Source organism: Nocardioides dilutus (genome assembly GCF_054779555.1).
The window spans coordinates 25,257-47,807 of the sequence record NZ_BAAGYA010000001.1; the positions used below are offsets into that span (position 1 = coordinate 25,257).

Below are 22,551 nucleotides of genomic sequence, written 5' to 3' on the forward strand. Positions count from 1 at the left end.
CAGGGGTCCGAGACGCAGCAAGCAGGGAGTGGGCGCGAGGTGTCCAAGCAGGTCAAGCAGCTGGACCGGGTGATCATCCGGTTCGCGGGTGACTCCGGTGACGGCATGCAGCTCACCGGCGACCGCTTCACCCAGGAGTCCGCGGCGTTCGGCAACGACCTGGTGACGCTGCCCAACTTCCCCGCCGAGATCCGGGCACCGCAGGGCACGCTGCCGGGGGTGTCCTCGTTCCAGGTGCACTTCGCCGACCACGACATCCTCACCGCGGGCGACGCACCCGACGTGCTGGTGGCGATGAACCCGGCCGCCCTCAAGGCCAACCTCGGCGACCTGCCCAAGGGCGCGGCGATCATCGTCGACACCCACGACTTCACCGCGCGCAACCTCGCCAAGGCCGGCTACGACGCCAACCCGCTCGAGTTCGTCGGCGACGCCAACGACCCGCTCGGGGAGTTCGCGGTCCACCCGGTCGACCTGACCGGGATGACCGTCGAGGCGGTCAAGGAGTTCGGCCTGTCCCGCAAGGACGCCGCCCGGGCCAAGAACATGTTCGCCCTGGGGCTGCTCTCGTGGATGTACGGCCGCCCCACCGAGACCACGATCGCGTTCCTGGAGAAGCGGTTCGCCAAGGTCGCCGCCATCCGCGACGCCAACATCGCGGCGTTCAAGGCCGGCTGGAACTTCGGCGAGACCACCGAGACCTTCGTGGTGCAGTACGAGGTCAAGCCGGCCCCGATGCCCACGGGCACCTACCGCAACATCACCGGCAACCTGGCGCTGGCCTACGGCCTGATCGCCGGCGGCGTCCAGTCTGGCCTGCCGATCCTGCTCGGGTCCTACCCGATCACCCCGGCCTCCGACATCCTCCACGAGCTGTCGAAGCACAAGGCGTTCGGCGTGAGCACGGTGCAGGCCGAGGACGAGATCGCCGGCGTCGGCATGGCCATCGGCGCATCGTTCGCCGGACACCTCGGCGTCACGACGACCTCCGGCCCGGGCATCGCGCTCAAGTCAGAGGCCATCGGCCTCGCGGTGATGACCGAGCTGCCGCTGGTCGTCATCGACGTCCAGCGCGGCGGCCCCTCCACCGGCCTGCCCACCAAGACCGAGCAGGCAGACCTGCTGCAGGCGATGTTCGGCCGCAACGGCGAGGCACCGGTGCCGATCGTGGCGCCACAGTCGCCCGGCGACTGCTTCGACGCCGCGCTCGAGGCGATCCGGATCGCGGTCACCTACCGCACCCCGGTGATGCTGCTCTCCGACGGCTACCTCGCCAACGGCTCGGAGCCCTGGCGGATCCCCGAGGTCGCATCACTGCCCACCATCGACCCGGACTTCGCCACCGAGCCGAACCATGAGCTCGCGCCCGGGCCCGACGGGGAGACCAAGAAGGACTTCTGGCCTTACCTCCGCGACGAGGACACGCTGGCCCGTCCGTGGGCGATCCCGGGCACCCCCGGTCTCGAGCACCGCATCGGCGGTCTCGAGAAGGGCGAGGGCCACGGCAACATCTCCTACGACCCCGCCAACCACGACCTGATGGTCCGCACCCGCCAGGCCAAGGTCGACCGGATCGCCGAGTCCCTCCCGCCGCTGGAGGTCGACGACCCGTCGGGCGCGGCGAAGGTGCTCGTCATCGGCTGGGGCTCGACGTACGGCCCGATCGGCGCCGGCGTACGCCGGGTCCGCAAGGCGGGCTACAACGTGGCCCAGGTGCACCTGCGCCACCTCAACCCGTTCCCCAAGGACCTCGGCGACATCCTCGAGCGCTACGACCGGGTGCTCGTGCCCGAGATGAACCTCGGCCAACTCTCGCTGCTCCTGCGCGGCAAGTACCTCGTCGACGCGATCGGCTACAACCAGGTCCGCGGTCTGCCGCTCAAGGCCGCTGAGCTCGCCGAGGCCATCGGTGGTCTGGTCGCCCAGGCCGAGGGTGTCGAGGTGGACCTGACCACCGCTCCCGCAGAGGAGGTCTGAGATGACCAGCACCGAGCACAGCACCGAGCTGCCGTTCCCCGGACTCCGTTCCGGTGTCGAGGGCGTCCCCACCAGCGACCAGCCCCAGACCGGCAAGGAATACACCTCCGACCAAGAGGTCCGCTGGTGCCCGGGGTGCGGCGACTACGCCGTGCTCAAGGCCGTGCAGGGGTTCCTGCCTGAGCTCGGCCTGCGCCGCGAGAACATCGTCTTCGTCTCCGGCATCGGCTGTTCGTCGAGGTTCCCTTACTACCTCGACACCTACGGCATGCACTCGATCCACGGCCGGGCGCCCTCGATCGCGACGGGCATCGCCACCGCCCGCGAGGACCTCTCGGTCTGGGTGGTCACCGGTGACGGCGACGCGCTGTCCATCGGCGGCAACCACCTGATCCACGCGCTGCGCCGCAACGTCAACATGACGATCCTCCTCTTCAACAACCGGATCTACGGCCTCACCAAGGGCCAGTACTCCCCCACCTCCGAGGCCGGCAAGGTCACCAAGTCGACGCCCCTGGGCTCGCTCGACCACCCGTTCAACCCGGTCTCGCTCGCGCTGGGCGCCGAGGGGACCTTCGTCGCGCGCACCATCGACTCCGACCGCAAGCACCTCACCGCGGTGCTGTCCGCCGCGGCCGCCCACCGGGGCACGTCGTTCGTCGAGATCTACCAGAACTGCCCGATCTTCAACGACGGCGCGTTCGACGCGATCAAGGACAACGAGACCAAGGCCGACGCGATCATCCCGCTCGTCCACGGCGAGCCGATCCTGTTCGGCGCCGGCCAGGAGAAGGGCCTGATCCGCGACAGCGAGACCGGCGGGGTCAAGGTCGCGCTGGTCGCCGACGTCGGCCTGGACAGCATCCTCGTCCACAACGCGCGCAACCCGGACCCGACGCTCGCGTTCTCCATCTCCCGCCTCACCGAGCTGGGCTACCTCAACCAGTCGCCCATCGGCATCTTCCGTCAGGTCGAGCGCCCGACGTACGACGACGGGGCCCGCGCCCAGATCGCCGGGGCCCGCGAGGCGACTCCGGGCGACCCGGTGGAGCGTCTCGCCGCGCTGATCGGCGGCGGCGACACCTGGACGGTCAACTGAGTCGCTGAGTCCTCAGCCTGGCTCTAGTGTCCTAAGCGGGCTTGGTCTCGATGCAGGACGCCCGGCCCTTGGTCCGGCGGTGGTCCTTCGTCGCGGGCACGACGACGCGGTAGCAGATCGTGCTGCCCACCTTGCCGCCGTAGATGCGGAAGCTGAACCGGCCCTTGTCGGCTGAGGTGGTGTCGGTCGACCACGGCTCGAACGTGCCGTTGTTGACCTTGCGCTCGACCTTGAGGTCCTTGCCGAGGTAGGTCGGCACCGACCCGAACATCTTGAACCTGTTGGAGGAGTCGTCGCCGATCTCCTTGGCCGAGACCGTGAGATCGTGTCGCGGCTTCTTGGCAGCGGCCGGCGCGGCCTGCGCCGGCAGCGACAGGAGAGTCGCTGCCAGCGCCACCGCGACCAACGCGCTGGGACGCCCGGGCTGCACTACTGGAGACAGCCGACGAACACCTTGGCCTGGCGGTACTTCTTGTTGGCCGGCGCCACGACCCGGAAGCACGACTGGCTCGGGCCGCTGACGAACACCTTGTACTTGCCCTTGTTGTTGGTGGGGGCCTTCTTGTAGAACTTCCAGACGCCGCCCTTGAGTTTGCGCTGCACGGTCACGCTCTTGTTGGGCAGGGTCGCGGCCTTGCCGCTGATGTAGGTCTTGCCGGTCGCCGAGGTGCCGGGGGTGGCCGTGAGGTCGTGCTTGGGCTTCGCGGCCTGGGCCGGCGTGGCCACCAGCCCGATGAGGGAGAGGCCGAGGATGAGGGCCACGAAGGCCGTCACGAACTTGCTGCTGCGCATGTGATCCCCTTGCGTCGGGACGGGTCCGCTACCCGTCGGCCTGACCCTATCCTTGCGGACGTTGGCCGAAACTCGCAGGCTTACCGCCTCGCCCGCGTCCTATCCTGGGCGGGTGCCGGAGCAGCGTCGAGGTCTGTTCCTCGGCATCGCGGCGTACGGCCTGTGGGGTGGCTTCCCGCTGTACTTCCCGCTCCTGGAGCCAGCCGGCGCGGTCGAGATCCTCGCGCACCGGATCCTCTGGACGATGGTCACGATGGGGCTGCTGGTCGTGCTGTTCCGGCGTACCCCTCAGCTCCGGGCGATCCTGGCCGACCGGCGCACCGTCCTGCTCCTCGCGTCGGCTGCGCTGGTCATCACCTTCAACTGGGCGACGTACATCTACGGCGTCAACAACGAGCGGGTCGTCGAGACCTCGCTCGGCTACTTCATCAACCCGCTGGTCACCGTGCTGATGGGTGTCCTCATCCTCGGCGAGCGACTGCGCCCGCTGCAGTGGGGTGCGCTGGGCATCGCCAGCCTCGCCGTCGTCGTGCTCACCGTCGACTACGGGCGGCTGCCCTACATCGCCTTGGTCCTCGCCTTCTCGTTCGGCACCTACGGGCTGCTGAAGAAGACGGCGAACGTCGGGGCCGTCGAGAGCCTGGCCGTCGAGACCACCGTCGTCGCGCCGCTGGCTGCCATCTACCTGGGGTGGCTGATCGCGACGGGATCCTCGGCGTTCGCCCACGAGGGCGTCGGTCACGCCCTGTTGCTCGCCTCCACCGGCATCGTCACCGCGATCCCGCTGATCTGCTTCGGGGCGGCCGCCACCCGGGTCTCGATGACCACCCTCGGGCTGCTGCAGTACCTCGCGCCCGTGCTGCAGTTCGCCCTCGGCGTCTTCGTCCTGAACGAGGCCATGCCGGCGTCCCGCTGGATCGGCTTCGTCCTGGTCTGGGTCGCGCTGGTGATCTTCACGTTCGAGGCGACCAACCACCACCGCCGCCAGCTGCGCCTCACCGTGCACGCGTCGGCGGCGGCGTAATCACGTATCCGTCTCGAGTTGTGGGGACGCGGTGCGTCGTGGGAGGGCCGTGATCCCTGGACCCCAGGGGTCTGCTCCTTACGCGGTGGAATGAGGCGGCATCTCCCGTATCCGGTCTCTCGCAGATCCGGGAGAACTCAACACTGCCCAACGCGGGTCCAGACCCGAGCTCGACTGTCCACAGATCCCTCGGCAGCGGGAGCTCGACTGTCGGCGCCCACGTCTAGCGTGATGGGCATCATGATGGTGGAGACGGACATCTCGGGTGGCGTGGTCTTCGGGAACCACGTCGACAACGAGGGCCTGCTGGACCTCATGGGGGAGTCCGAGATCCAGGAGCGCGCGGCAGCGCGGCGCAAGGTCCGCTACGTCCTCGACTGGGCCGAGCGGCACGTCGTGGCCGACGCGGACGGGGCGGCGTGCTGGTCCGACGTCGATCTCCGCGACGTCGAGGAGACGATCGGCGGCGAAGGCACGTCGCTCATCGCGTCTGAGTGTGTCGAGCCGATGGCGGCGGCGTACGGCATCTCGAGCCGAACCGCGATCCAGCTGATGTCTGACTGGCTCGACCTGAAGTACCGGCTCCCGATGATCCACCGCGGTGTCGAGGACCTCAGCATCGCCCCTTGGCGGGCCCGGAGGATCGCCAACATGACGCACGCACTGTCCAAGCAGGCGGCTGCCTACGTCGACACCAAGCTCGCGGCCGTCGCAGACTCGTGCGGTGCGGTCAAGATCGAGCGCCTGGTCCAGGAGGCCAAGGCCATGTTCGATCCCGACCAGCAGGAGACGGTCGAGGACGAGGCCAAGGCCGCCTGGGGCGTGCGGCTCGACCACCTCGTCGGCGAGGTCTGGGGCGGGACGTCGCGGCTCGAGATCATCGGAGATACCCCGACGCTGACCACGGTCTACGACCTGATCGGCGCCAAGGCACGGGACCTGCTCGACGCCGACCGGCCCGCCGACGAGCAGCCGAGTCTCGAGCACCGCAAGATCGCAGCCCTCGCTCAGATCGCTGAAGGGGCGGGCGCGGGGAGCACGACCAAGGCGTTCGTCCACCTCGACTACGGGGACCTGTTCGCGCTGCCCGACGGCCTGGTGCGGGTCGGCAGCGTCGAGAAGCTCGGACCGCTGACCGTCGCCCGTCTCCAGGAATGGCTGGGCACGAGCCGTTTCACCCTCCAGCCGGTGCTCGACCTGCGCCGCCGAGACGCCGTCGACCAGCACGACCCTCCTGAGTGGATGCGTGAGCTCGTCTACCAGCGCGACCGACGTTGCCCGTTCCGCTATTGCGACAAGCCGGCCCGTGACTGCGACCTCGACCACATCGAGGCCTACGTCGAGATGGACGACGGCGGGCCACCGGGCCAGACCAATCCCGACAACCTCGCGCCGATCTGCCGGCGACACCATCGTGCGAAGACCCACTTCGGCTGGAGCTACGTCCGCAACCGCGACGGCAGCTACACCTGGACGAGCCCGCAGGGACACCGCTACACCGTGGACCAGCGCGGCACGGTCACCCGGCACTGAGCCGGCTGTCGCGAGCGTTCAAGCAGAGCGCACGGCGACGACGTCCGCGAACGCCTCGAGCGCGGACCGGACCGGGCCCTCGGGCAGCGCCGACAGGAGCTGCTTGGCCTCGGTCGCCCGGTCGACGACGTAGGCCTGGGCCTGGTCCATGGCCGGGTGCGCTCGCAGCAGGCCGAGGGCCTCGGCGTGGAGGGCGTCGTCGGTCAGCGGGCCGTCCAGGAGCTCCAGGAGCCGCGCGTCGCTCGGGTCGGCCGACTCCCTGCAGAGCGCGGTGGCCATGATCGTGGGCAGCGTGGGCACACCCTCACGGAGGTCGGTGCCGGGCGTCTTGCCGGACTCGACCGAGTCGGAGGCGACGTCGAGGATGTCGTCGGAGAGCTGGAAGGCGGAGCCCACCATCTCGCCGTAGGCCGCGAGCGCCTCCTCGATCTCCGGCGAAGCGCCGCCGAAACGAGCGCCGTAGCGGGCCGAGGTCGCGATGAGCGACCCGGTCTTGCCGGCGACGACGGCGAGGTAGTGGGCGAGCGGGTCCTCGTCCGCGGTCGGCGGGACCGTCTCGAGGATCTGGCCCTCGACGAGGCGCGTGAACGTGTCGGCCTGGATGCGCACGGCGTCGGCGCCGAGCATGGCCGTCAAGGAGGACGACTTCGCGAACAGGAAGTCACCGGTGAGGATCGCGACCAGGTTGTCCCAGCGGGCGTTGGCCGACGCCGATCCGCGCCGCAGAGCGGCCTCGTCCATCACGTCGTCGTGGTAGAGCGACCCGACGTGGGTGATCTCCACGACGCACGCCGCGGTGACCACGTCGTCGGAGTCGGGGTGGTCACCGGCCTCGGCCGCGAGCAGCACCAGGAGGGGCCGGAAGCGCTTGCCCCCCGCGTCGAGCAGGTGGGAGGCCGCCTCGGTGACGAACGGGAACTGGCTCTGCACGTGCTCGTAGAGGGCCTTCTCGACCTGCTCCATCCGTCCGCGCAGCCGTGCCTCCAGCGCCGGGTCCGTGACCGGGAGCGCCAAGGACTCGGTGTTCACCTGATGAATTGTCCGGCATCCGCCAGCAGGTCGAGCACCGGCCCCGGCACGACCCCCAGCAACAGCGTCAGGGCCGCGGTGGCCGCGATGACCCCGGTGGTGACCAGGGACGGCGTCGTGACCGTGGCGAGCTCGGTCCGGGTCGCCGTGGCCACCCCGCCGCCGCCGTCCGTACCGCCGACCTCCTTCTCCTCCGGCATCTCGCCACGGAAGAACAGCAGCAGGATCAGCCGGACGTAGAAGAAGACCGAGATGATGCTCGACAGGATCGCCACCAGCACGACGGGCCAGGCGCCCGCCGACATGGCCACCGTGAACACCGCCCACTTGCCCATGAAGCCGGCGGTCAGCGGGATGCCGGCCATCGACAGCAGGAAGAACCCGAAGACGCCTGCGACCAGCGGCGCGCGCTTGCCCAGGCCGGTCCACTTGTCGAACGACGTCGCCTCGCCACCCGCGTCGCGGACCAGCGTCACGACCGCGAATGCCCCGATCGTCGCGGGCCCGTAGGTCGCCAGGTAGAAGAGGACCGCCTGGAGCGAGGTGATCTCGTTGTCGCCGAGCGCCCCGGCTGCCTGCACCCCGAGCACGCCGGTGAGCAGGAAGCCGGTGTGGGCGATGGAGGAGTAGGCGAGCAGGCGCTTCACGTCGGTCTGCGTGCAGGCCACGATCGAGCCGACGAGCATGGTGAGGATCGCGATGACCCACATCATCGGCTGCCAGCTCCAGCGGTCGGAGCCGAAGGCGACGTAGAACAGCCGCAGCAGGGCGCCGAACGCCGCCACCTTGGTGCAGGCCGCCATGAAGCCGGTGACCGCGGTGGGCGCGCCTTGGTAGACGTCGGGGGTCCAGGCCTGGAACGGCACGGCACCGACCTTGAACAGCAGGCCGACCGCGAGCATGCCCATGCCGATGAGGAGCAGCGCCTGGTTGGAGCTGTCGTTGCGGACCGCCTCGTTGATCCCGGACAGGGTCATCGTGCCGGCGAAGCCGTAGATCAGCGCGACGCCGTAGAGGAAGAACCCGGACGAGAAGGCACCGAGCAGGAAGTACTTGAGAGCGGCCTCCTGGCTGAGCAGGCGGCGCCGCCGGGCCAGCCCGCACAGCAGGTAGAGCGGCAGCGACAGGACCTCCAGGGCCACGAACATGGTGAGCAGGTCGTTGGCCGCCGGGAAGAGCAGCATCCCGCCGACCGCGAACATGGCGAGGGGGTAGACCTCGGTGTGGTCGAGACCCTTGGTGGAGGCCTCCCGCTCGGCCTCGGTGCCCGGCAGCGCGGCCGCCTGACCCGCGAACGCCGACACACCGCCCTCCAGGCGACGCTCGGCGAACAGCAGGAGCCCACCGATCGCGAAGACCAGCACCAGGATCCAGAGCACGACCGTCGGGCCGTCGACCACCAGCGTCTCGCCGGCGGTGATGGTGCCGCGGGCGACCACGTCGTCGCTGTCGGCGGCGCGGCGCTCGGTCAGCTCCATGGCCACATAGATCGACCCGCCCAGCGCGACCAGGAGACCGACGACGGCGAGACCGACCTGCGTGCGGAAGCGGACCTCGCGAGGCAGGAACGCCTCGACGAGCACCCCGGCGACCGCGACGCCGAACACGACGAGCATCGGCCACAGCTCGCCGTAGGCAAGGGCCGGCTTGGTGAAGTCCATCAGTCGTCACCCTCCTGGTGGCCGCCGGCGGAGCCGATCGGCACGTCCGGTCCGTCGTCGGGCACACCCGTGCCGTCGAGCAGCGCGTAGACCGTCGGGTTGCTGACCTCGAGCAGAGGAGCGGGGTAGAAGCCGAAGAGCACCAGGCCGACCATCAGCGGTGTCAGCACGACCAGCTCGCGGCGGTCCAGGTCTCGGGTGTCGCCCTCGGGGACGTCCGGACCGGTCATCATCCGCTGGTAGGCCCAGAGCATGTAGACCGCCGACAGCACGATCCCGGTGACCGCGACCGCGCCGACGTACCAGGCGTAGTCGAAGGCCGAGATCAGCACCAGGATCTCGGAGACGAACTGGCTCAGGCCGGGCAGGCCGACGGTAGCGAGACCGGCGACGAGGAACAGGCCGGCCAGGACCGGGGTCGCCTTCTCCAGCCCACCCATCCGGCTGATCAGCGTGGTGCCGCGGCGCCGGATCAGGAACCCGGCGAGCAGGAAGAGCGCTGCCGTCGCGATCCCGTGGTTGACCATGTAGAGGATCGCTCCCGAGGCGCCCTGCGCGGTGAACACGAAGATGCCGAGCACGATGAAGCCGAAGTGGCTCAGCGACGTGAGGCCGATCAGCCGCAGGATGTCGTCCTGCCCGATCGCGACGAAGGCGCCGTAGACGATCGAGATGAGCGCCAGCACGACCACCACCGGGGTCGCCCAGTCCGACGCCTCGGGGAAGAGGCCCAGGCAGAAGCGCAGCATCCCGAAGGTGCCGATCTTGTCGAGCACGCAGACCAGCAGCACGCTGGTGGGCGGCGTCGCCTGCTCGGTCGTGTCGGCCAGCCAGGTGTGCACCGGGAACAGCGGCGCCTTCACCGCGAAGGCGATGAAGAACCCCGCGAACAGCCAGCGGCCGGCGTCGGTCGAGATGTCGAGCTTCTGCAGGTCGGTGAGCAGGTAGGACGGCGAGCCCTGTTGGGCGGAGACGACGTAGAGGCCGATCACAGAACCGAGCAGGACCAGCCCGCCGCCGAGCTGGAACATCAGGAACTTCAGGGCGGCCGCCGACCGCTTCTCCCGGCCGAACCCGCCGATGAGGAAGTACGCCGGCACCAGCGTCGCCTCGAACACGACGTAGAACAGGAACACGTCGGTGGCGGCGAACACCGCCAGCGACAGCGCCTCCAGGGCCAGCGTCCAGGCCACGAACCGCCGGGCGCCCGAGCCCTCGGTCTGCCCCTCGTCGTTCCAGGCCGCCAGCAGGACCACCGGGACCAGCACGACGGTCAGCAGCATCATCAGCAGCCCGAGGCCGTCCACGCCGAGCGCATAGTGCACGCCGAAGGCGGAGACCCACTCGTGGGTCTCGGTCAGCTGGAGACCGCCGTCACCCACGTCGTAGGACGCGGCGAGGACGACCCCGACGGCCAGCGTGAGCATGGAGACAAGCAGACCGAGCCGCTTGGGCCGGTCACCGGCCGCGGGCAGGAAGGCCACCGCGAGGGCGCCGACGAGCGGCACGAGGATCAGGACGGTGAGGATGGGGAAGTCGCTCATGCGAGGTTCACCGCCAGGAGGGCCAGGACGACGAGCAGGACGCCGGCCAGGATCGACAGCGCGTAGGAACGGGCGAAGCCGTTCTGCACCCGCCTGAGCAGGACGCCGATGCCGGCCACCGCAGTGGCTCCGCCGGAGAAGAGACCGTCGACGACGCTGCGGTCGAAGGTGAGCAGGCCGGACGTGAGCCGGCGTGAGGGCTCGACCACGAGACCGTCGTTGATGGCGTCGCCGTAGAGGTCGGCGCGCGCCGCCCTGGTGACGAACGAGACGTCCTGGGGCGCCTCACGCGGCACCTCCCGCTTGCCGACCAGCACGAACGCCAGCCCGGCACCGATGGCGACCACGAGGACGATGATCGCGGTGACCGCGAGGGCCGGGATCGGTGGGTCGTGGTGGGCCTCCTCGCCGACCACGGGCGCCAGCCAGTCCTGGATCCAGCCGCCGGCGAGCATCAGGCCGCCGAGGACGGACAGCGCCGCCAGGACGATGAGTGGGATCGTCATCACCTTCGGTGACTCGTGCGGGTGCACGTCCTTGTCCCAGCGCTCCTCGGTGAAGAACGTCATCAGCATCAGCCGGGTCATGTAGAAGCCGGTGATCCCCGCGCCGAGGATCGCGCAGACGCCGACGAACCAGTTCTCGGTGAGCGCGACCTCGATGATCTTGTCCTTGGACCAGAACCCGGAGAAGCCGGGGAACCCGATGATCGCGAGGTAGCCCATCGCGAAGGTCAGGAACGTCACCGGCAGCATCTTTCGGAGCGCGCCGTAGTGGCGCATGTCCACGTCGTCGTTCATGCCGTGCATGACCGAGCCGGCCCCGAGGAACATGTTGGCCTTGAAGAACCCGTGGGTGAGCAGGTGGAAGATCGCGAACGCGTAGCCCGCGACCCCGAGGCCGGCGCCCAGCATCATGTAGCCGATCTGGCTCATCGTGGACCCGGCCAGCGCCTTCTTGATGTCGTCCTTGGCGCAACCGATGATCGCGCCCCACAGCAGTGTGACCGTGGCGACGATGACCACGACCAGGCGCGCGGTGTCGGTCAGCTCGAAGATGAAGTTGGAACGGACGATCAGGTAGACACCGGCGGTGACCATGGTGGCCGCGTGGATGAGTGCCGAGACCGGGGTCGGGCCCTCCATCGCGTCCAGCAGCCAAGACTGCAGCGGGACCTGGGCGGACTTGCCGCACGCGCCCAGCAGCAGGAGCAGGCCGAACGCCGTCATCACGTCGGGGTCGGCGGACCCGGCCCCGGCGCTGATCACCGTGAAGCTGGTCGAGCCGAAGGTGACGAACGCCAGCATGATCGCCGTCGAGAGGCCCATGTCGCCGACCCGGTTGATCACGAAGGCCTTCTTGGCCGCGGCCGCGGCCGAGTGCTTGTGCTGCCAGAAGCCGATCAGCAGGTAGGACGCCAGGCCGACGCCCTCCCAGCCGATGAACAGCCCGAGGTAGTTCTCGGACATGACCAGCAGCAGCATCGCGGCGACGAACAGGTTGAGGTAGCCGAAGAACCGGGGACGCCGCTCGTCGTGCTCCATGTAGCCGATGGAGTAGACGTGGATGAGCGAGCCCACGCCGGTGATCAGCAGGAGGAAGAGTGCGGTCAGCGGGTCGTAGAGGAGGTCCATCCCCACGTCGAGGGAGCCGACCTGGATGAAGTCGTAGAGGTGCTGCACGACCTGCCGGTCGTCCTCGTCCCGCCCCAGCAGCTGCAGGAACAGCACCAGGCTGATCACGAACGAGCCGATGGGTAACACGCTGCCGAGCACGTGGCCCCAGGCCTTGAACGGCTTGGGGAACGCCGCGCCACCGATCAGCAGGATCGCCGCGCCGGCCAGCGGCAGCGCGATGACCAGCCAGAGCAGCGCGAAGGCTCCGTCCGCGCTGGTCGGGTGGACCAGCGGGATCTCTTCGGAGAGGGCAATCACGTAGGAGTCCTCAGTACTTCAGCAGGCTGGCGTCGTCGACCGAGGCCGAGCGACGCGTCCGGAAGATGGTCATGATGATCGCGAGCCCGACGACGACCTCGGCCGCGGCCACCACCATCACGAAGAACGCGGCGATCTGGCCGTCCAGGTTGCCGTGCTGTCGCGCGAAGGTGACGAGGGCGAGGTTGCACGCGTTGAGCATCAGCTCGACGCACATGAACACCACGATCGCGTTACGCCGGGTCAGCACGCCGACGGCGCCGATGGTGAACAGGATGGCGGAGAGCACGACGTACTCGGTCACTGGTCGCCTCCCTGCTCGAGCTGCTGGGCCACGTGCTCGGCGACGTCGCGCGGTGGGTGGCGCACCACGCCACGAGCCGCGAGGACGCGGGACACCGACACGTCGGCCGGGGTGCCGTCCGGCAGCAGCGCCGGGGTGTCGACCGCGTTGTGCCGCGCGAACACACCCGGCGGCGGCAGCGGGCCGGGGTGCTGGCCGCGCTCGGCGTAGGCCTGCATCTTGTCCGCGGCGATGCTGGCCTGGGTCGGCTTGGGGGTGAGCCGCTCGCGGTGCGCGAGCACCATGGCGCCCATTGCTGCGGTGATCAGCAGCGCCGAGGTGACCTCGAAGGCGAAGACGTAGCGGGAGAACAGGATGTTGGCGAGTCCCTCGATGTTGCCGCCCCGGTTGGCGACCTCGAGGCCGAGCGCCGAGCCGAGACTCATCTGGGCCACACCGATGACGAGCACCAGCCCGAGAACCAGCCCACCGACCGCGGCGAGCACCCGCTGGCCGCGGATGGTCTCGACCAGGGAGTCGGACGCGTCGACGCCGACCAGCATCAGCACGAAGAGGAACAGCATCAGGATCGCGCCGGTGTAAACGATGATCTGCACCGCGAAGAGGAACGGCGCCTCGAGGACGAGGTAGAGCACGGCCAGGCCGAGCATGACGACCGCGAGCAGCAGGGCGGCGTGCACGGCCTTGCGCACGAACAGGATGCCGAGGGCCGCGAGCACCATGATCGGCGCCAGGATCCAGAAGGCGATCATGACGGTGCACCCCGGTAGTAGGCACCTTCGTCGTCACCGAGCCGCATCGGGTGCGGCGGCTGCTCCATGCCGGGCAGCAGCGGCGCGAGCAGGTCGTGCTTGTCGTAGATCAGGTCGGCACGGTTGTCGTCGGCCAGCTCGTACTCGTTGGTCATCGTCAGCGCCCGGGTGGGGCACGCCTCGATGCACAGGCCGCACAGGATGCAGCGCAGGTAGTTGATCTGGTAGACGCGGCCGTAACGCTCGCCGGGGCTGAAACGCTCGTCCTCGGTGTTGGACGCGCCCTCGACATAGATCGCATCGGCCGGGCAGGCCCAGGCACACAGCTCGCAGCCGATGCACTTCTCCAGGCCGTCGGGCCACCGGTTGAGCTGGTGACGGCCGTGGAACCGGGGAGCCGTGGGCAGCTTCTCGAAGGGGTACTGCTCGGTGACGACCTTCTTGAACATGGTCCGGAAGGTCACCCCGAACCCGGCGACCGGGTCCCAGAACTGTTCCTTGAGCGTGGGCACTACGAACCCGCCTCCACCTTGCTGTCGACTGTGCTGCTGTGGAAGGTCAGCGGCGCCGCGGAGCCACGGACCGGGCCGCCGGCCGGCATCGGCGGGACCGGGAACCCGGCCGGCTTCTCCTCGACCTGCGCGGGCTCCTCCTCGACGGGCTCGCCGAAGAAGAACAGCGCCAGGAACGCCACCGCCAGCACCCCGATGCCGATCAGGAGGTACTGCCGGTCGATCCCGCCCTCGAGCGAGATGGCCCGGATCGTGCCCACCGCGATGATCCAGCCGAGCGAGATCGGGATGAGGTACTTCCACCCCAGCGCCATGAACTGGTCGTAGCGCATCCGGGGCAGCGAGCCGCGCAGCCAGATGAAGAAGAAGATGAACGCGAACACCTTGCCGAAGAACCACAGCACCGGCCAGTAGCCCTCGTTGAAGCCGCCGTAGAGCTCGTCTATCCAGAACGGCGCCTGCCAGCCGCCGAGGAACAGCGTGGTCGCCAGCGCCGAGACGGTCGCCATGTTGATGTATTCGGCCAGGAAGAACAGCGCGAACTTCAGGGAGCTGTATTCGGTGTGGAAGCCGCCGACGAGCTCACCCTCGGCCTCGGGGAGGTCGAACGGCGCCCGGTTGGTCTCGCCCACCATCGCGATCATGTAGATGACGAACGACGGCGCGAGGATCAGCCCGAACCACAGGTCGTCCTGGGCGGCGACGATCTCCGAGGTCGACAGCGAGCCCGCGTAGAGGAACACCGCCACCAGCGCGAGGCCCATCGCGACCTCGTAGGAGATCATCTGCGCGCTCGAGCGGAGACCGCCGAGGAGGGCGTACGTCGAGCCGCTGGACCAGCCGCCGAGGACGATGCCGTAGATGCCCACCGAGGCGATCGCCATCACGAACAGCACGGCCACCGGCATGTCGGTGAGCTGGAGCGGGGTCGTGCGGTCGGTGAACGGCACGTCGACCTCGGGCCCGAACGGGATCACCGAGAAGGTCACGAACGCCGGCACCACTGCCAGAACGGGGGCGAGCAGGAAGACCACCTTGTCGGCGGCCTTGGGGATCAGGTCCTCCTTGAGCGCCAGCTTGACCCCGTCGGCCAACGACTGCAGCAGACCGAACGGGCCGTTGACGTTGGGGCCGATCCGGTGCTGCATCCGGGCCACGACGCGCCGCTCCGCCCAGATGTTGAACAGGGTGAGCAACACGAGGATCAGGAAGATCAGCAGCGTCTTGACCAGGATCAGCCACCAGGGGTCCTGGCCGAACGCCTCGAGCGCCATCGGAACCAGCTGGGCGTTCATGCCTTCGCCTCCTTGACCGTCACACGGTTGCCGGGCGAGGCGAGGTCGGCCAGCACGCCGTTGCCGAACGAGTTGGCCGGGAGCCAGACGACGCCGTCGGGGAGGTCGGCCACCTCGGCCGGGACGGTGACCGAGCCGCGGTCACCCGTCAGGGTCACCACCGAGCCGGTGGAGTCGAAGACCTGCTGGCTCACCCGGGCGACGGCCGGCCGCGCGGTGGCGGCGAGGTTGTCGTCGCCGTCCTGCATGGAGCCGTTGTCGATCAGCTGCTTCCAGGTCGAGAGGGTCAAGCCCTCCTGGTCCCCGTCGGTCGAGCCTGTCGGGATGACCACCGCAGCGTCCATGCTCGGCCGGGCTCCGTCCCACGGTCCGAGCTCCTCCATCTGCGCGCGGGCCTCGGCCACCGTCCGGAAGCCGAGCGGCGAGCCCAGCTCCTCGGCGATGCCGGCGAGCACGCGCAGGTCGGGCAACGAGGCCGGCTTCGCCAGCACCACGTCGAAGGAGCGCGGTCGGCCCTCCCAGGTGACGAAGGTGCCGGCCTTGTCGGTCACCGGCGCGACGGGGAACACCACGTTGGCGGCCCGGGTGACATCGGTCTCGCGCAGCTCCAGGGCCACCACGAACGACGCCGCGGCGAGCGCGTCGCGGAAGGCCTGCGGGTCCGCGGTGTCGTCGGGGTCGACCCCGCCGACCACCAGGCCGCCGAGCTCGCCACCGATGGCGGCGGCGACGATCGCGTCGGCGTCGCGGCCAGGTGTCTCGGGAAGGGTGTCGACGCCCCAAGCGGTGGCGACGTCAACGCGGGCACCGGCGTCGGCCAGCGGACGACCCCCGGGCAGCAGCCCGGGCAGGCAGCCGGCCTCGACCGCGCCGCGGTCGCCGGCGCGCCGTGGGACCCACGCGAGCCGGGCGCCGGTCCGCGCGGCGAGCGCGACGGCGGCGGCGTAGGCGCCGGGCGAGGTGGCCAGCCGCTCGCCGAGCAGGACCACCGCGGTCGAGTCGACGCCGAAGTCGCTCTGGGTGCCGAGCGCCTCGATGGCCGCGGCCTCCTCACCAGGGACGACCTGGACGAGCTGGCCGTGCAGCTTGCGCAGCCCGCGCGTGGTGTAGGGCGCCAGGGCGACGACCCGGGTGCCCGGCGTCCGCAGGGCGGCCTTGCGGAGGCGCAGGAAGATCGTGCCGGCCTCGTCCTCGGGCTCGAGCCCGACCAGGACGACGGTGGCGGCGGACTCCAGGTCGGCGTAGGTCACCGCACCGCCTGCCGGACCGGTGGCCGCGACGGTCGAGGCGAGGAACGAGGCCTCCTCCGCCGAGAGCGGCCGGGCCCGGAAGTCGATGTCGTTGGTGCCGAGCACCGCACGGGCGAACCGGCCGTAGGCGTAGGCGTCCTCCACGGTCAGCCGTCCACCTGGCAGCACCCCCACACCGCGGCCGGTGTCGGCCACCGACTGGAGACCCCGCGCCGCGACGGCGAAGGCCTCCGGCCACGAGGCCGGACGGAGCGAGCCGTCCTCGTCGCGCACCTGCGGGTAGGTGATCCGGTCGCCGGCATCGGCGTAGTGGAACGCGAAGCGGTCCTTGTCGGTGATCCACTCCTCGTTGACCTCGGGGTCGTTGCCGGCGAGGCGGCGCATGACCTTGCCGCGCCGGTGGTCGACCCGGATCGCCGCGCCGCAGGCGTCGTGCTCGGCGACCGACGGGCTCGACACCAGGTCGAACGGGCGCGAGCGGAAGCGGTACTCCGCCGAGGTCAGCGCGCCCACCGGGCAGATCTGGATCACGTTGCCGGAGAAGTAGGAGAGGAACGGCGCGTTCTCGGCGATGCCGACCTGCTGCTGCGCCCCTCGCTCGACCATCTCGATGAACGGGTCGCCGGGGATCTCGTCCGCGAAGCGGGTGCAGCGCTGGCACACGATGCAGCGCTCCCGGTCGAGCAGCACCTGCGGGGAGATCGCGATCGGCTTCGGGAACGTCCGCTTGATGCCGCCGGACTCGTAGAAGCGCGACTCACCGCGGCCGTTGGACATCGCCTGGTTCTGCAGCGGGCACTCGCCGCCCTTGTCGCAGACCGGGCAGTCCAGTGGGTGGTTGATGAGCAGGAACTCCATCACGCCCTGCTGCGCCTTGTCGGCCACCGGGCTGGTCACCTGGGTCGACACGACCATGCCCTCGGCGACCGGCAGCGTGCAGGACGCCTGTGGCTTGGGGAAGCCCCGGCCGTTGCCGGCGTCCGGGATGTCGACCAGGCACTGGCGGCACGCCCCGACCGGCGCGAGCAGCGGGTGGTCGCAGAACCGCGGGATCTGCACGCCGACCTGCTCGGCGGCCCGGATCACCAAGGTGTTCTCCGGGACCTCGACGACGATGCCGTCGATGGTGAGCGAGACGGTCTTCGTCGCCTTCTCGACCTCGCTGCGCTCGGGAGCCTGGGTCATACCGTCACCGCCTCGTCCGCGAACACCGTGGAGGCCACCGGGTCGAACGGGCAGCCGCCGTGGCTCAGGTGCGCGAGATACTCCTCACGGAAGTACTGGATCGAGCTCGTGATGGGGCTGGTGGCCCCGTCGCCGAGCGCGCAGAACGCGCGGCCCAGGATGTTGTCGCACTGGTCGAGCAGCAGCTCGAGGTCGGCCTCGCTGCCCTCGCCGCGCTCCAGCGCGGCCAGCGTCTGCACCAGCCACCACGTGCCCTCGCGACAGGGGGTGCACTTGCCGCACGACTCGTGCTTGTAGAACTCGGTCCAGCGCAGCACCGCCCGGACCACGCAGGTGGTCTCGTCGAAGATCTGCAGCGCCCGGGTGCCGAGCATCGAGCCGGCCTCGGCGACCTCCTCGAAACCGAGTGGTACGTCGAGGTGCTCGGCGGTCAGCAGCGGGGTGCTCGAGCCGCCGGGGGTCCAGAACTTCAGCTCGTGACCCTCGCGCATGCCGCCGGCGAGGTCGAGGAGCTCGCGCAGGGTGATGCCGAGCGGTGCTTCGTACTGACCCGGCTTCGTCACGTGACCGGACAGCGAGAAGATGCCGTAGCCCTTGGACTTCTCGGTGCCCATCGAGGCGAACCACTCCGAGCCGTGCTCGACGATGCTCGGCACCGAGGCGATCGACTCGACGTTGTTGATGACCGTCGGGCAGGCGTAGAGGCCGGCGACGGCGGGGAACGGCGGGCGCAGCCGCGGTTGCCCGCGGCGGCCCTCGAGGCCCTCGAGCAGCGCGGTCTCCTCGCCGCAGATGTAGGCGCCCGCGCCGGTGTGGACGACCACGTCGAGGTCGTAGCCGGAACCGTGGATGTCCTTGCCGAGGTGGCCGGCGGCGTAGGCCTCGGCGACCGCCGCCTGGACCCGGCGGATCACGTGCAGCACCTCGCCGCGGATGTAGATGAACGCGTGGTGGGCCCGGATCGCGAAGGAGCTGATGATCACGCCCTCCACGAGGAGGTGGGGGTTGGCCATCATCAGCGGGATGTCCTTGCAGGTCCCGGGCTCCGACTCGTCGGCGTTAACGACGAGGTACTTCGGCCTCGGGTTGTCCTGCGGGATGAAGGACCACTTCATACCGGTCGGGAAGCCGGCCCCGCCGCGACCCCGGAGGCCGGAGCTCTTGACCTCCTCGACGATGGCGGCAGGCTCCATGCCGAGCGCCTTCTTGAGCGCGACGTAGCCGCCGTGGGCCTCGTAGGTCTTCAAGGTCCAGGCACGCTCGGCGTCCCAGATCTCGGTGAGGACGGGGGTGAGGACATCAGGCATCGTCGTCGACCTCCTCCTGCTTCGTCTCGGACTCGGAGGCATCCGTCGGCGGCGCCGTCCAGCCGCGCTCGCGCGCGATCTCGAGACCGACCAGCGAGGGACCACCGGCCGCTGGGCCCTCGTCGACCCGGCCGTCCGGGAAGCCGGCGAGCACCCGCTCGGCCTCGCGCCAGGTGCAGATGCGGGGGCCGCGGGTCGAGGTGACCTCCTTGCCCTCGCGCAGGTCGTCGACGAGCTGGACCGCGGAGGCCGGGGTCATGTTGTCCATGAACTCCCAGTTGACCATCATCACCGGCGCGTAGTCGCAGGCCGCGTTGCACTCGACGTGCTCCAACGTGACCTTGCCATCGGCCGTCGTCTCGTCGTTCCCGACATCCAGGTGGTCCTTGAGGCGCTCGAAGATCGCGTCGCCGCCCATGACCGCGCACAGCGTGTTGGTGCAGACGCCGACGAGGTAGTCGCCGACCGGCTTGCGCTTGTACATCGTGTAGAACGTCGCGACACCGCTGACCTCGGCTGCGGAGAGGTCGAGGATGTCCGCACAGGCCTGGATGCCGTCGGGGGTGATCCGCCCCTCGACCGACTGCACGAGGTGGAGCATCGGCAGGAGGCCCGATCGGGCCTCCGGATAGCGGGCCGCGATGGAGCGCAGCTCCTCGAGCACGGACGCGTCCAGGGAGGTCGGCTCCGTCGACTGGCTCATCGGTCGACCCCGCCCATCACCGGGTCGATCGAGGCGATGGCGACGATGACGTCGGCGACCATGCCGCCCTCGCTCATCACCCCGGTCGCCTGGAGGTTGGTGAACGACGGGTCGCGGAAGTGGGCCCGGAACGGCCTGGTGCCGCCGTCGGAGACGACGTGTGCGCCGAGCTCGCCACGGGGCGACTCGATCGGCACGTAGGCCTGCCCGGCCGGGACCCGGAAGCCCTCGGTCACGATCTTGAAGTGGTGGATCAGGGCCTCCATCGACTCGCCCATGATGTGCCGGATGTGGTCGAGGCTGTTGCCCATGCCGTCGCTGCCGATGGCGAGCTGGCTCGGCCAGGCGATCTTCTTGTCACCGACCATGACCGGGGCGCCCTCGAGCGCGGCGAGCCGGTCGGCGGCCTGCTCGATGATCTTCAGCGACTCCCACATCTCGTTGAGCCGCACCCGGAAGCGGCCGTAGGAGTCGCAGGTGTCCCAGGTCTGGACCTCGAAGTCGTAGTCCTCGTAGCCGCAGTAGGGCTCGGTCTTGCGCAGGTCCCACGGGTAGCCGGTGCTGCGCAGCACCGGTCCGGTGATGCCGAGGGCGAGGACCCCGTCGACCTCGAGGTGGCCGACACCCTCGAGGCGGCCCTTGAAGATCGGGTTGGCGTTGCACAGGGCGGCGTACTCCGGCAGCCGCTTCTTCATCAGCGTGATGAAGCTGCGGATCTCGTCGAGCGCCCCGGGCGGGAGGTCTTGCGCGACGCCGCCGGGACGGATGAAACCGTGGTTCATCCGCAGTCCGGTGATCAGCTCGAACAGGTCGAGCACCAGCTCGCGCTCGCGGAACCCGATGGTCATCACCGTCAGCGCACCGATCTCCATGCCGCCGGTCGCGATGCACACCAGGTGGGAGGAGATGCGGTTGAGCTCCATGAGCAGGACCCGCATGACCGAGGCCTTCTCGGGGATGTCGTCCTCGATGCCCAGGAGGCGCTCGACGCCGAGGCAGTAGGTCGTCTCGTTGAAGAACGGCGACAGGTAGTCCATCCGGGTGCAGAACGTGACGCCCTGGACCCAGGAGCGGTACTCCATGTTCTTCTCGATGCCGGTGTGCAGGTAGCCGATGCCGCAGCGGGCCTCGGTCACCGTCTCGCCCTCGAGCTCGAGGATCAGCCTGAGCACCCCGTGGGTCGACGGGTGCTGGGGACCCATGTTGACGACGACCTTGTTGTCGGTGTCTCCCTCGCCCGCAGCCAGGCCGCTGACGATCGAGTCCCAGTCCTGGCCGGTGACGGTGAAGACGCGTCCCTCGGTGGTCTCGTTGGTGCCGGCGTACATGTCGTGCTGGTCGGTCGTAGCCATCAGCTGTAGGACCTCCGCTGGTCCGGCGGGGGGATCGTGCCGCCCTTGTATTCCACGGGGATGCCACCGAGCGGGTAGTCCTTGCGCTGCGGGTGGCCGGGCCAGTCGTCCGGCATCAGGATCCGGGTCAGCGCCGGGTGGCCGTCGAAGACGATGCCGAACATGTCGAAGGTCTCGCGCTCGTGCCAGTCGTTCGTCGGGTACGTCGCCACGATGGACGGGATGTGCGGGTCGCTGTCGGGGCAGGACACCTCGAGCCGGACCCGGCGGTTGTGGGTCATCGAGAGCAGGTGGTAGACCGCGTGCAGCTCACGGCCGGTGTCCTCGGGGTAGTGGACCCCGCTGACTCCGACGCAGAGCTCGAAACGGAGTGCCGGGTCGTCCCGGAACAGCTTGGCCACCGCGGGCAGGTCCTCGCGGCGCAGGTGGAAGGTGATCTCGCCGCGGTGGATGACCGTGCCCAGGAGCGCGTCGGGCTCGACGCCGCCGCCGGACATCGCGGTGTCGAGGGCGCGGGCGACGTCCTCGTGCCATCCCTCGAACGGCCGCTTGGTGTGCCCAGGGAACACGACGGGCTGCACGAGGCCGCCGTAGCCGCTGGTGTCGCCGGTGCCGGCGACGCCGAACATGCCCGTGCGCTGCCCGACGACCTGGATCTCGGTCTCCGGAGCGAGCTCGGCGGGTGCGTTCTCGGGTGACTGGTCGACGGCCGCCTGCTCGGGGCTCTTGTCGCTCAACGCATGAGCCCCTTCATCTCCGAGGTGGGCAGCGCCTTGAGCGCGGCGTTCTCGCGCTGCTCGATCTGCGCGGCCATGTTGGGGCCGAGCGGCCGGCTCTGGACCTGGTCGTGCAGCTTGAGGATCGCGTCGATGAGCATCTCCGGGCGGGGCGGGCAGCCGGGGAGGTACATGTCGACGGGGACGACGTGGTCGACGCCCTGGACGATCGCGTAGTTGTTGAACATGCCGCCGCTGCTGGCACAGACGCCCATCGCGAGCACCCACTTGGGGTCGGGCATCTGGTCGTAGATCTGGCGGAGGACCGGCGCCATCTTCTGGCTCACCCGGCCGGCCACGATCATCAGGTCGGCCTGGCGGGGGCTGGCCCGGAAGACCTCCATGCCGAAGCGGGCCAGGTCGTACTTCGGGCCACCGGTCGTCATCATCTCGATCGCGCAGCAGGCCAGGCCGAAGGTCGCGGGCCAGAACGACGCCTTGCGCATGTAGCCGGCGACCCCCTCGACGGTCGTCAGCAGGACGCCGCTGGGGAGCTTCTCCTCGATACCCATGAGTTCCTGG

At 69.5% G+C, this 22,551-nt stretch carries 20 protein-coding genes; 4 read left to right on the forward strand and 16 right to left on the reverse strand.

Annotated elements, in window-relative coordinates; all coding sequences use genetic code 11:
- Positions 1-39: 39 nt before the first annotated feature.
- Both ACYVC6_RS00145 and ACYVC6_RS00150 read left to right on the forward strand, forming a co-directional pair.
- Positions 40-1,977 carry a 2-oxoacid:acceptor oxidoreductase subunit alpha gene (locus ACYVC6_RS00145; RefSeq protein ID WP_460709706.1) on the forward strand — a complete coding sequence of 646 codons (1,938 nt, stop codon included), beginning with the start codon at positions 40-42 and terminating at the stop codon, positions 1,975-1,977.
- A 1-nt stretch (position 1,978) separates the two neighbouring features.
- Positions 1,979-3,076 (forward strand): 2-oxoacid:ferredoxin oxidoreductase subunit beta, encoded by a 1,098-nt coding sequence (locus ACYVC6_RS00150; RefSeq protein WP_460709708.1) that lies wholly within the window; start codon positions 1,979-1,981, stop codon positions 3,074-3,076.
- A gap of 31 nt (positions 3,077-3,107) precedes the next feature.
- Here ACYVC6_RS00150 and ACYVC6_RS00155 read toward each other — a convergent pair whose 3' ends face one another.
- Together ACYVC6_RS00155 and ACYVC6_RS00160 are read right to left on the reverse strand one after the other, a co-directional pair.
- Complete coding sequence (locus tag ACYVC6_RS00155; protein WP_460709710.1) at positions 3,108-3,506, reverse strand: hypothetical protein; 399 nt, start codon at positions 3,504-3,506, stop codon at positions 3,108-3,110.
- Positions 3,506-3,868: a hypothetical protein gene (locus ACYVC6_RS00160; RefSeq protein ID WP_460709712.1), complete on the reverse strand. Its 363-nt coding sequence runs from the start codon at positions 3,866-3,868 to the stop codon at positions 3,506-3,508. The genes ACYVC6_RS00155 and ACYVC6_RS00160 overlap by 1 nt, the downstream gene beginning before the upstream one ends.
- Positions 3,869-3,980: 112 nt before the next feature.
- Between ACYVC6_RS00160 and rarD the strand changes: the two genes are divergently transcribed.
- Together rarD and ACYVC6_RS00170 are read left to right on the forward strand one after the other, a co-directional pair.
- Positions 3,981-4,892, forward strand: coding sequence for an EamA family transporter RarD (rarD, locus tag ACYVC6_RS00165; RefSeq protein ID WP_460709714.1), 912 nt, complete (start codon positions 3,981-3,983; stop codon positions 4,890-4,892).
- A 240-nt stretch (positions 4,893-5,132) separates the two neighbouring features.
- On the forward strand, positions 5,133-6,425 hold the full coding sequence (locus ACYVC6_RS00170; RefSeq protein WP_460709716.1) for an HNH endonuclease signature motif containing protein: 1,293 nt from the start codon (positions 5,133-5,135) through the stop codon (positions 6,423-6,425).
- Between the two features lie 18 nt (positions 6,426-6,443).
- On the opposite strand, the gene ACYVC6_RS00175 is transcribed toward ACYVC6_RS00170, so the two are convergent.
- Genes ACYVC6_RS00175 through ACYVC6_RS00240 form a run of 14 tightly spaced genes read right to left on the reverse strand, consistent with a single transcriptional unit; the run spans position 6,444 to position 22,541 of the window.
- Positions 6,444-7,454 carry a polyprenyl synthetase family protein gene (locus ACYVC6_RS00175; protein ID WP_460709718.1) on the reverse strand — a complete coding sequence of 337 codons (1,011 nt, stop codon included), beginning with the start codon at positions 7,452-7,454 and terminating at the stop codon, positions 6,444-6,446.
- Entirely contained in the window at positions 7,451-9,115 is a 1,665-nt protein-coding gene (gene nuoN / locus ACYVC6_RS00180) for an NADH-quinone oxidoreductase subunit NuoN (RefSeq protein ID WP_460709720.1), read from the reverse strand. Before nuoN ends, ACYVC6_RS00175 begins: the two co-directional genes overlap by 4 nt.
- Positions 9,115-10,659: an NADH-quinone oxidoreductase subunit M gene (locus tag ACYVC6_RS00185; protein ID WP_460709722.1), complete on the reverse strand. Its 1,545-nt coding sequence runs from the start codon at positions 10,657-10,659 to the stop codon at positions 9,115-9,117. The genes nuoN and ACYVC6_RS00185 overlap by 1 nt, the downstream gene beginning before the upstream one ends.
- Positions 10,656-12,593, reverse strand: a complete 1,938-nt coding sequence (gene nuoL / locus ACYVC6_RS00190) for an NADH-quinone oxidoreductase subunit L (RefSeq protein WP_460709724.1) — start codon at positions 12,591-12,593, stop codon at positions 10,656-10,658. Before nuoL ends, ACYVC6_RS00185 begins: the two co-directional genes overlap by 4 nt.
- Positions 12,594-12,603: 10 nt before the next feature.
- The gene (gene nuoK / locus ACYVC6_RS00195) at positions 12,604-12,897 is read right to left on the reverse strand and encodes an NADH-quinone oxidoreductase subunit NuoK (protein WP_460709726.1); all 294 of its coding nucleotides are present in this window, start codon (positions 12,895-12,897) and stop codon (positions 12,604-12,606) included.
- Positions 12,894-13,649, reverse strand: coding sequence for an NADH-quinone oxidoreductase subunit J (locus tag ACYVC6_RS00200; RefSeq protein ID WP_460709728.1), 756 nt, complete (start codon positions 13,647-13,649; stop codon positions 12,894-12,896). The genes nuoK and ACYVC6_RS00200 overlap by 4 nt, the downstream gene beginning before the upstream one ends.
- Entirely contained in the window at positions 13,646-14,161 is a 516-nt protein-coding gene (nuoI, locus tag ACYVC6_RS00205) for an NADH-quinone oxidoreductase subunit NuoI (RefSeq protein WP_460709730.1), read from the reverse strand. Before nuoI ends, ACYVC6_RS00200 begins: the two co-directional genes overlap by 4 nt.
- On the reverse strand, positions 14,161-15,456 hold the full coding sequence (gene nuoH, locus ACYVC6_RS00210; RefSeq protein WP_460709732.1) for an NADH-quinone oxidoreductase subunit NuoH: 1,296 nt from the start codon (positions 15,454-15,456) through the stop codon (positions 14,161-14,163). The genes nuoI and nuoH overlap by 1 nt, the downstream gene beginning before the upstream one ends.
- A complete protein-coding gene (locus tag ACYVC6_RS00215) occupies positions 15,453-17,891 on the reverse strand; it encodes an NADH-quinone oxidoreductase subunit G (RefSeq protein ID WP_460709734.1) in 2,439 nt (812 codons plus the stop codon). Before ACYVC6_RS00215 ends, nuoH begins: the two co-directional genes overlap by 4 nt.
- Positions 17,888-19,198, reverse strand: coding sequence for an NADH-quinone oxidoreductase subunit NuoF (nuoF, locus tag ACYVC6_RS00220; protein ID WP_460709736.1), 1,311 nt, complete (start codon positions 19,196-19,198; stop codon positions 17,888-17,890). Before nuoF ends, ACYVC6_RS00215 begins: the two co-directional genes overlap by 4 nt.
- Positions 19,191-19,901, reverse strand: a complete 711-nt coding sequence (nuoE, locus tag ACYVC6_RS00225) for an NADH-quinone oxidoreductase subunit NuoE (protein WP_460709738.1) — start codon at positions 19,899-19,901, stop codon at positions 19,191-19,193. The genes nuoF and nuoE overlap by 8 nt, the downstream gene beginning before the upstream one ends.
- A complete protein-coding gene (locus ACYVC6_RS00230) occupies positions 19,898-21,253 on the reverse strand; it encodes an NADH-quinone oxidoreductase subunit D (RefSeq protein WP_460709740.1) in 1,356 nt (451 codons plus the stop codon). Before ACYVC6_RS00230 ends, nuoE begins: the two co-directional genes overlap by 4 nt.
- Positions 21,253-21,990, reverse strand: a complete 738-nt coding sequence (locus ACYVC6_RS00235; protein ID WP_460709742.1) for an NADH-quinone oxidoreductase subunit C — start codon at positions 21,988-21,990, stop codon at positions 21,253-21,255. Before ACYVC6_RS00235 ends, ACYVC6_RS00230 begins: the two co-directional genes overlap by 1 nt.
- Complete coding sequence (locus ACYVC6_RS00240; RefSeq protein ID WP_460709744.1) at positions 21,987-22,541, reverse strand: NuoB/complex I 20 kDa subunit family protein; 555 nt, start codon at positions 22,539-22,541, stop codon at positions 21,987-21,989. The genes ACYVC6_RS00235 and ACYVC6_RS00240 overlap by 4 nt, the downstream gene beginning before the upstream one ends.
- Between the last annotated feature and the right edge of the window lie 10 nt (positions 22,542-22,551).

Bases quoted from the DNA above. Each gene is read 5' to 3' on its own strand.
- nuoN (WP_460709720.1), bottom strand. From the start codon at position 9,115: ATGGACTTCACCAAGCCGGCCCTTGCCTACGGCGAGCTGTGGCCGATG.
- ACYVC6_RS00185 (WP_460709722.1), bottom strand. From the start codon at position 10,659: ATGAGCGACTTCCCCATCCTCACCGTCCTGATCCTCGTGCCGCTCGTC.
- nuoH (WP_460709732.1), bottom strand. From the start codon at position 15,456: ATGAACGCCCAGCTGGTTCCGATGGCGCTCGAGGCGTTCGGCCAGGAC.
- ACYVC6_RS00240 (WP_460709744.1), bottom strand. From the start codon at position 22,541: ATGGGTATCGAGGAGAAGCTCCCCAGCGGCGTCCTGCTGACGACCGTC.
- ACYVC6_RS00160 (WP_460709712.1), bottom strand. From the start codon at position 3,868: ATGCGCAGCAGCAAGTTCGTGACGGCCTTCGTGGCCCTCATCCTCGGC.
- ACYVC6_RS00170 (WP_460709716.1), top strand. From the start codon at position 5,133: ATGATGGTGGAGACGGACATCTCGGGTGGCGTGGTCTTCGGGAACCAC.
- nuoF (WP_460709736.1), bottom strand. From the start codon at position 19,198: ATGCCTGATGTCCTCACCCCCGTCCTCACCGAGATCTGGGACGCCGAG.
- ACYVC6_RS00215 (WP_460709734.1), bottom strand. From the start codon at position 17,891: ATGACCCAGGCTCCCGAGCGCAGCGAGGTCGAGAAGGCGACGAAGACC.
- nuoE (WP_460709738.1), bottom strand. From the start codon at position 19,901: ATGAGCCAGTCGACGGAGCCGACCTCCCTGGACGCGTCCGTGCTCGAG.
- ACYVC6_RS00150 (WP_460709708.1), top strand. From the start codon at position 1,979: ATGACCAGCACCGAGCACAGCACCGAGCTGCCGTTCCCCGGACTCCGT.
- ACYVC6_RS00230 (WP_460709740.1), bottom strand. From the start codon at position 21,253: ATGGCTACGACCGACCAGCACGACATGTACGCCGGCACCAACGAGACC.
- ACYVC6_RS00200 (WP_460709728.1), bottom strand. From the start codon at position 13,649: ATGATCGCCTTCTGGATCCTGGCGCCGATCATGGTGCTCGCGGCCCTC.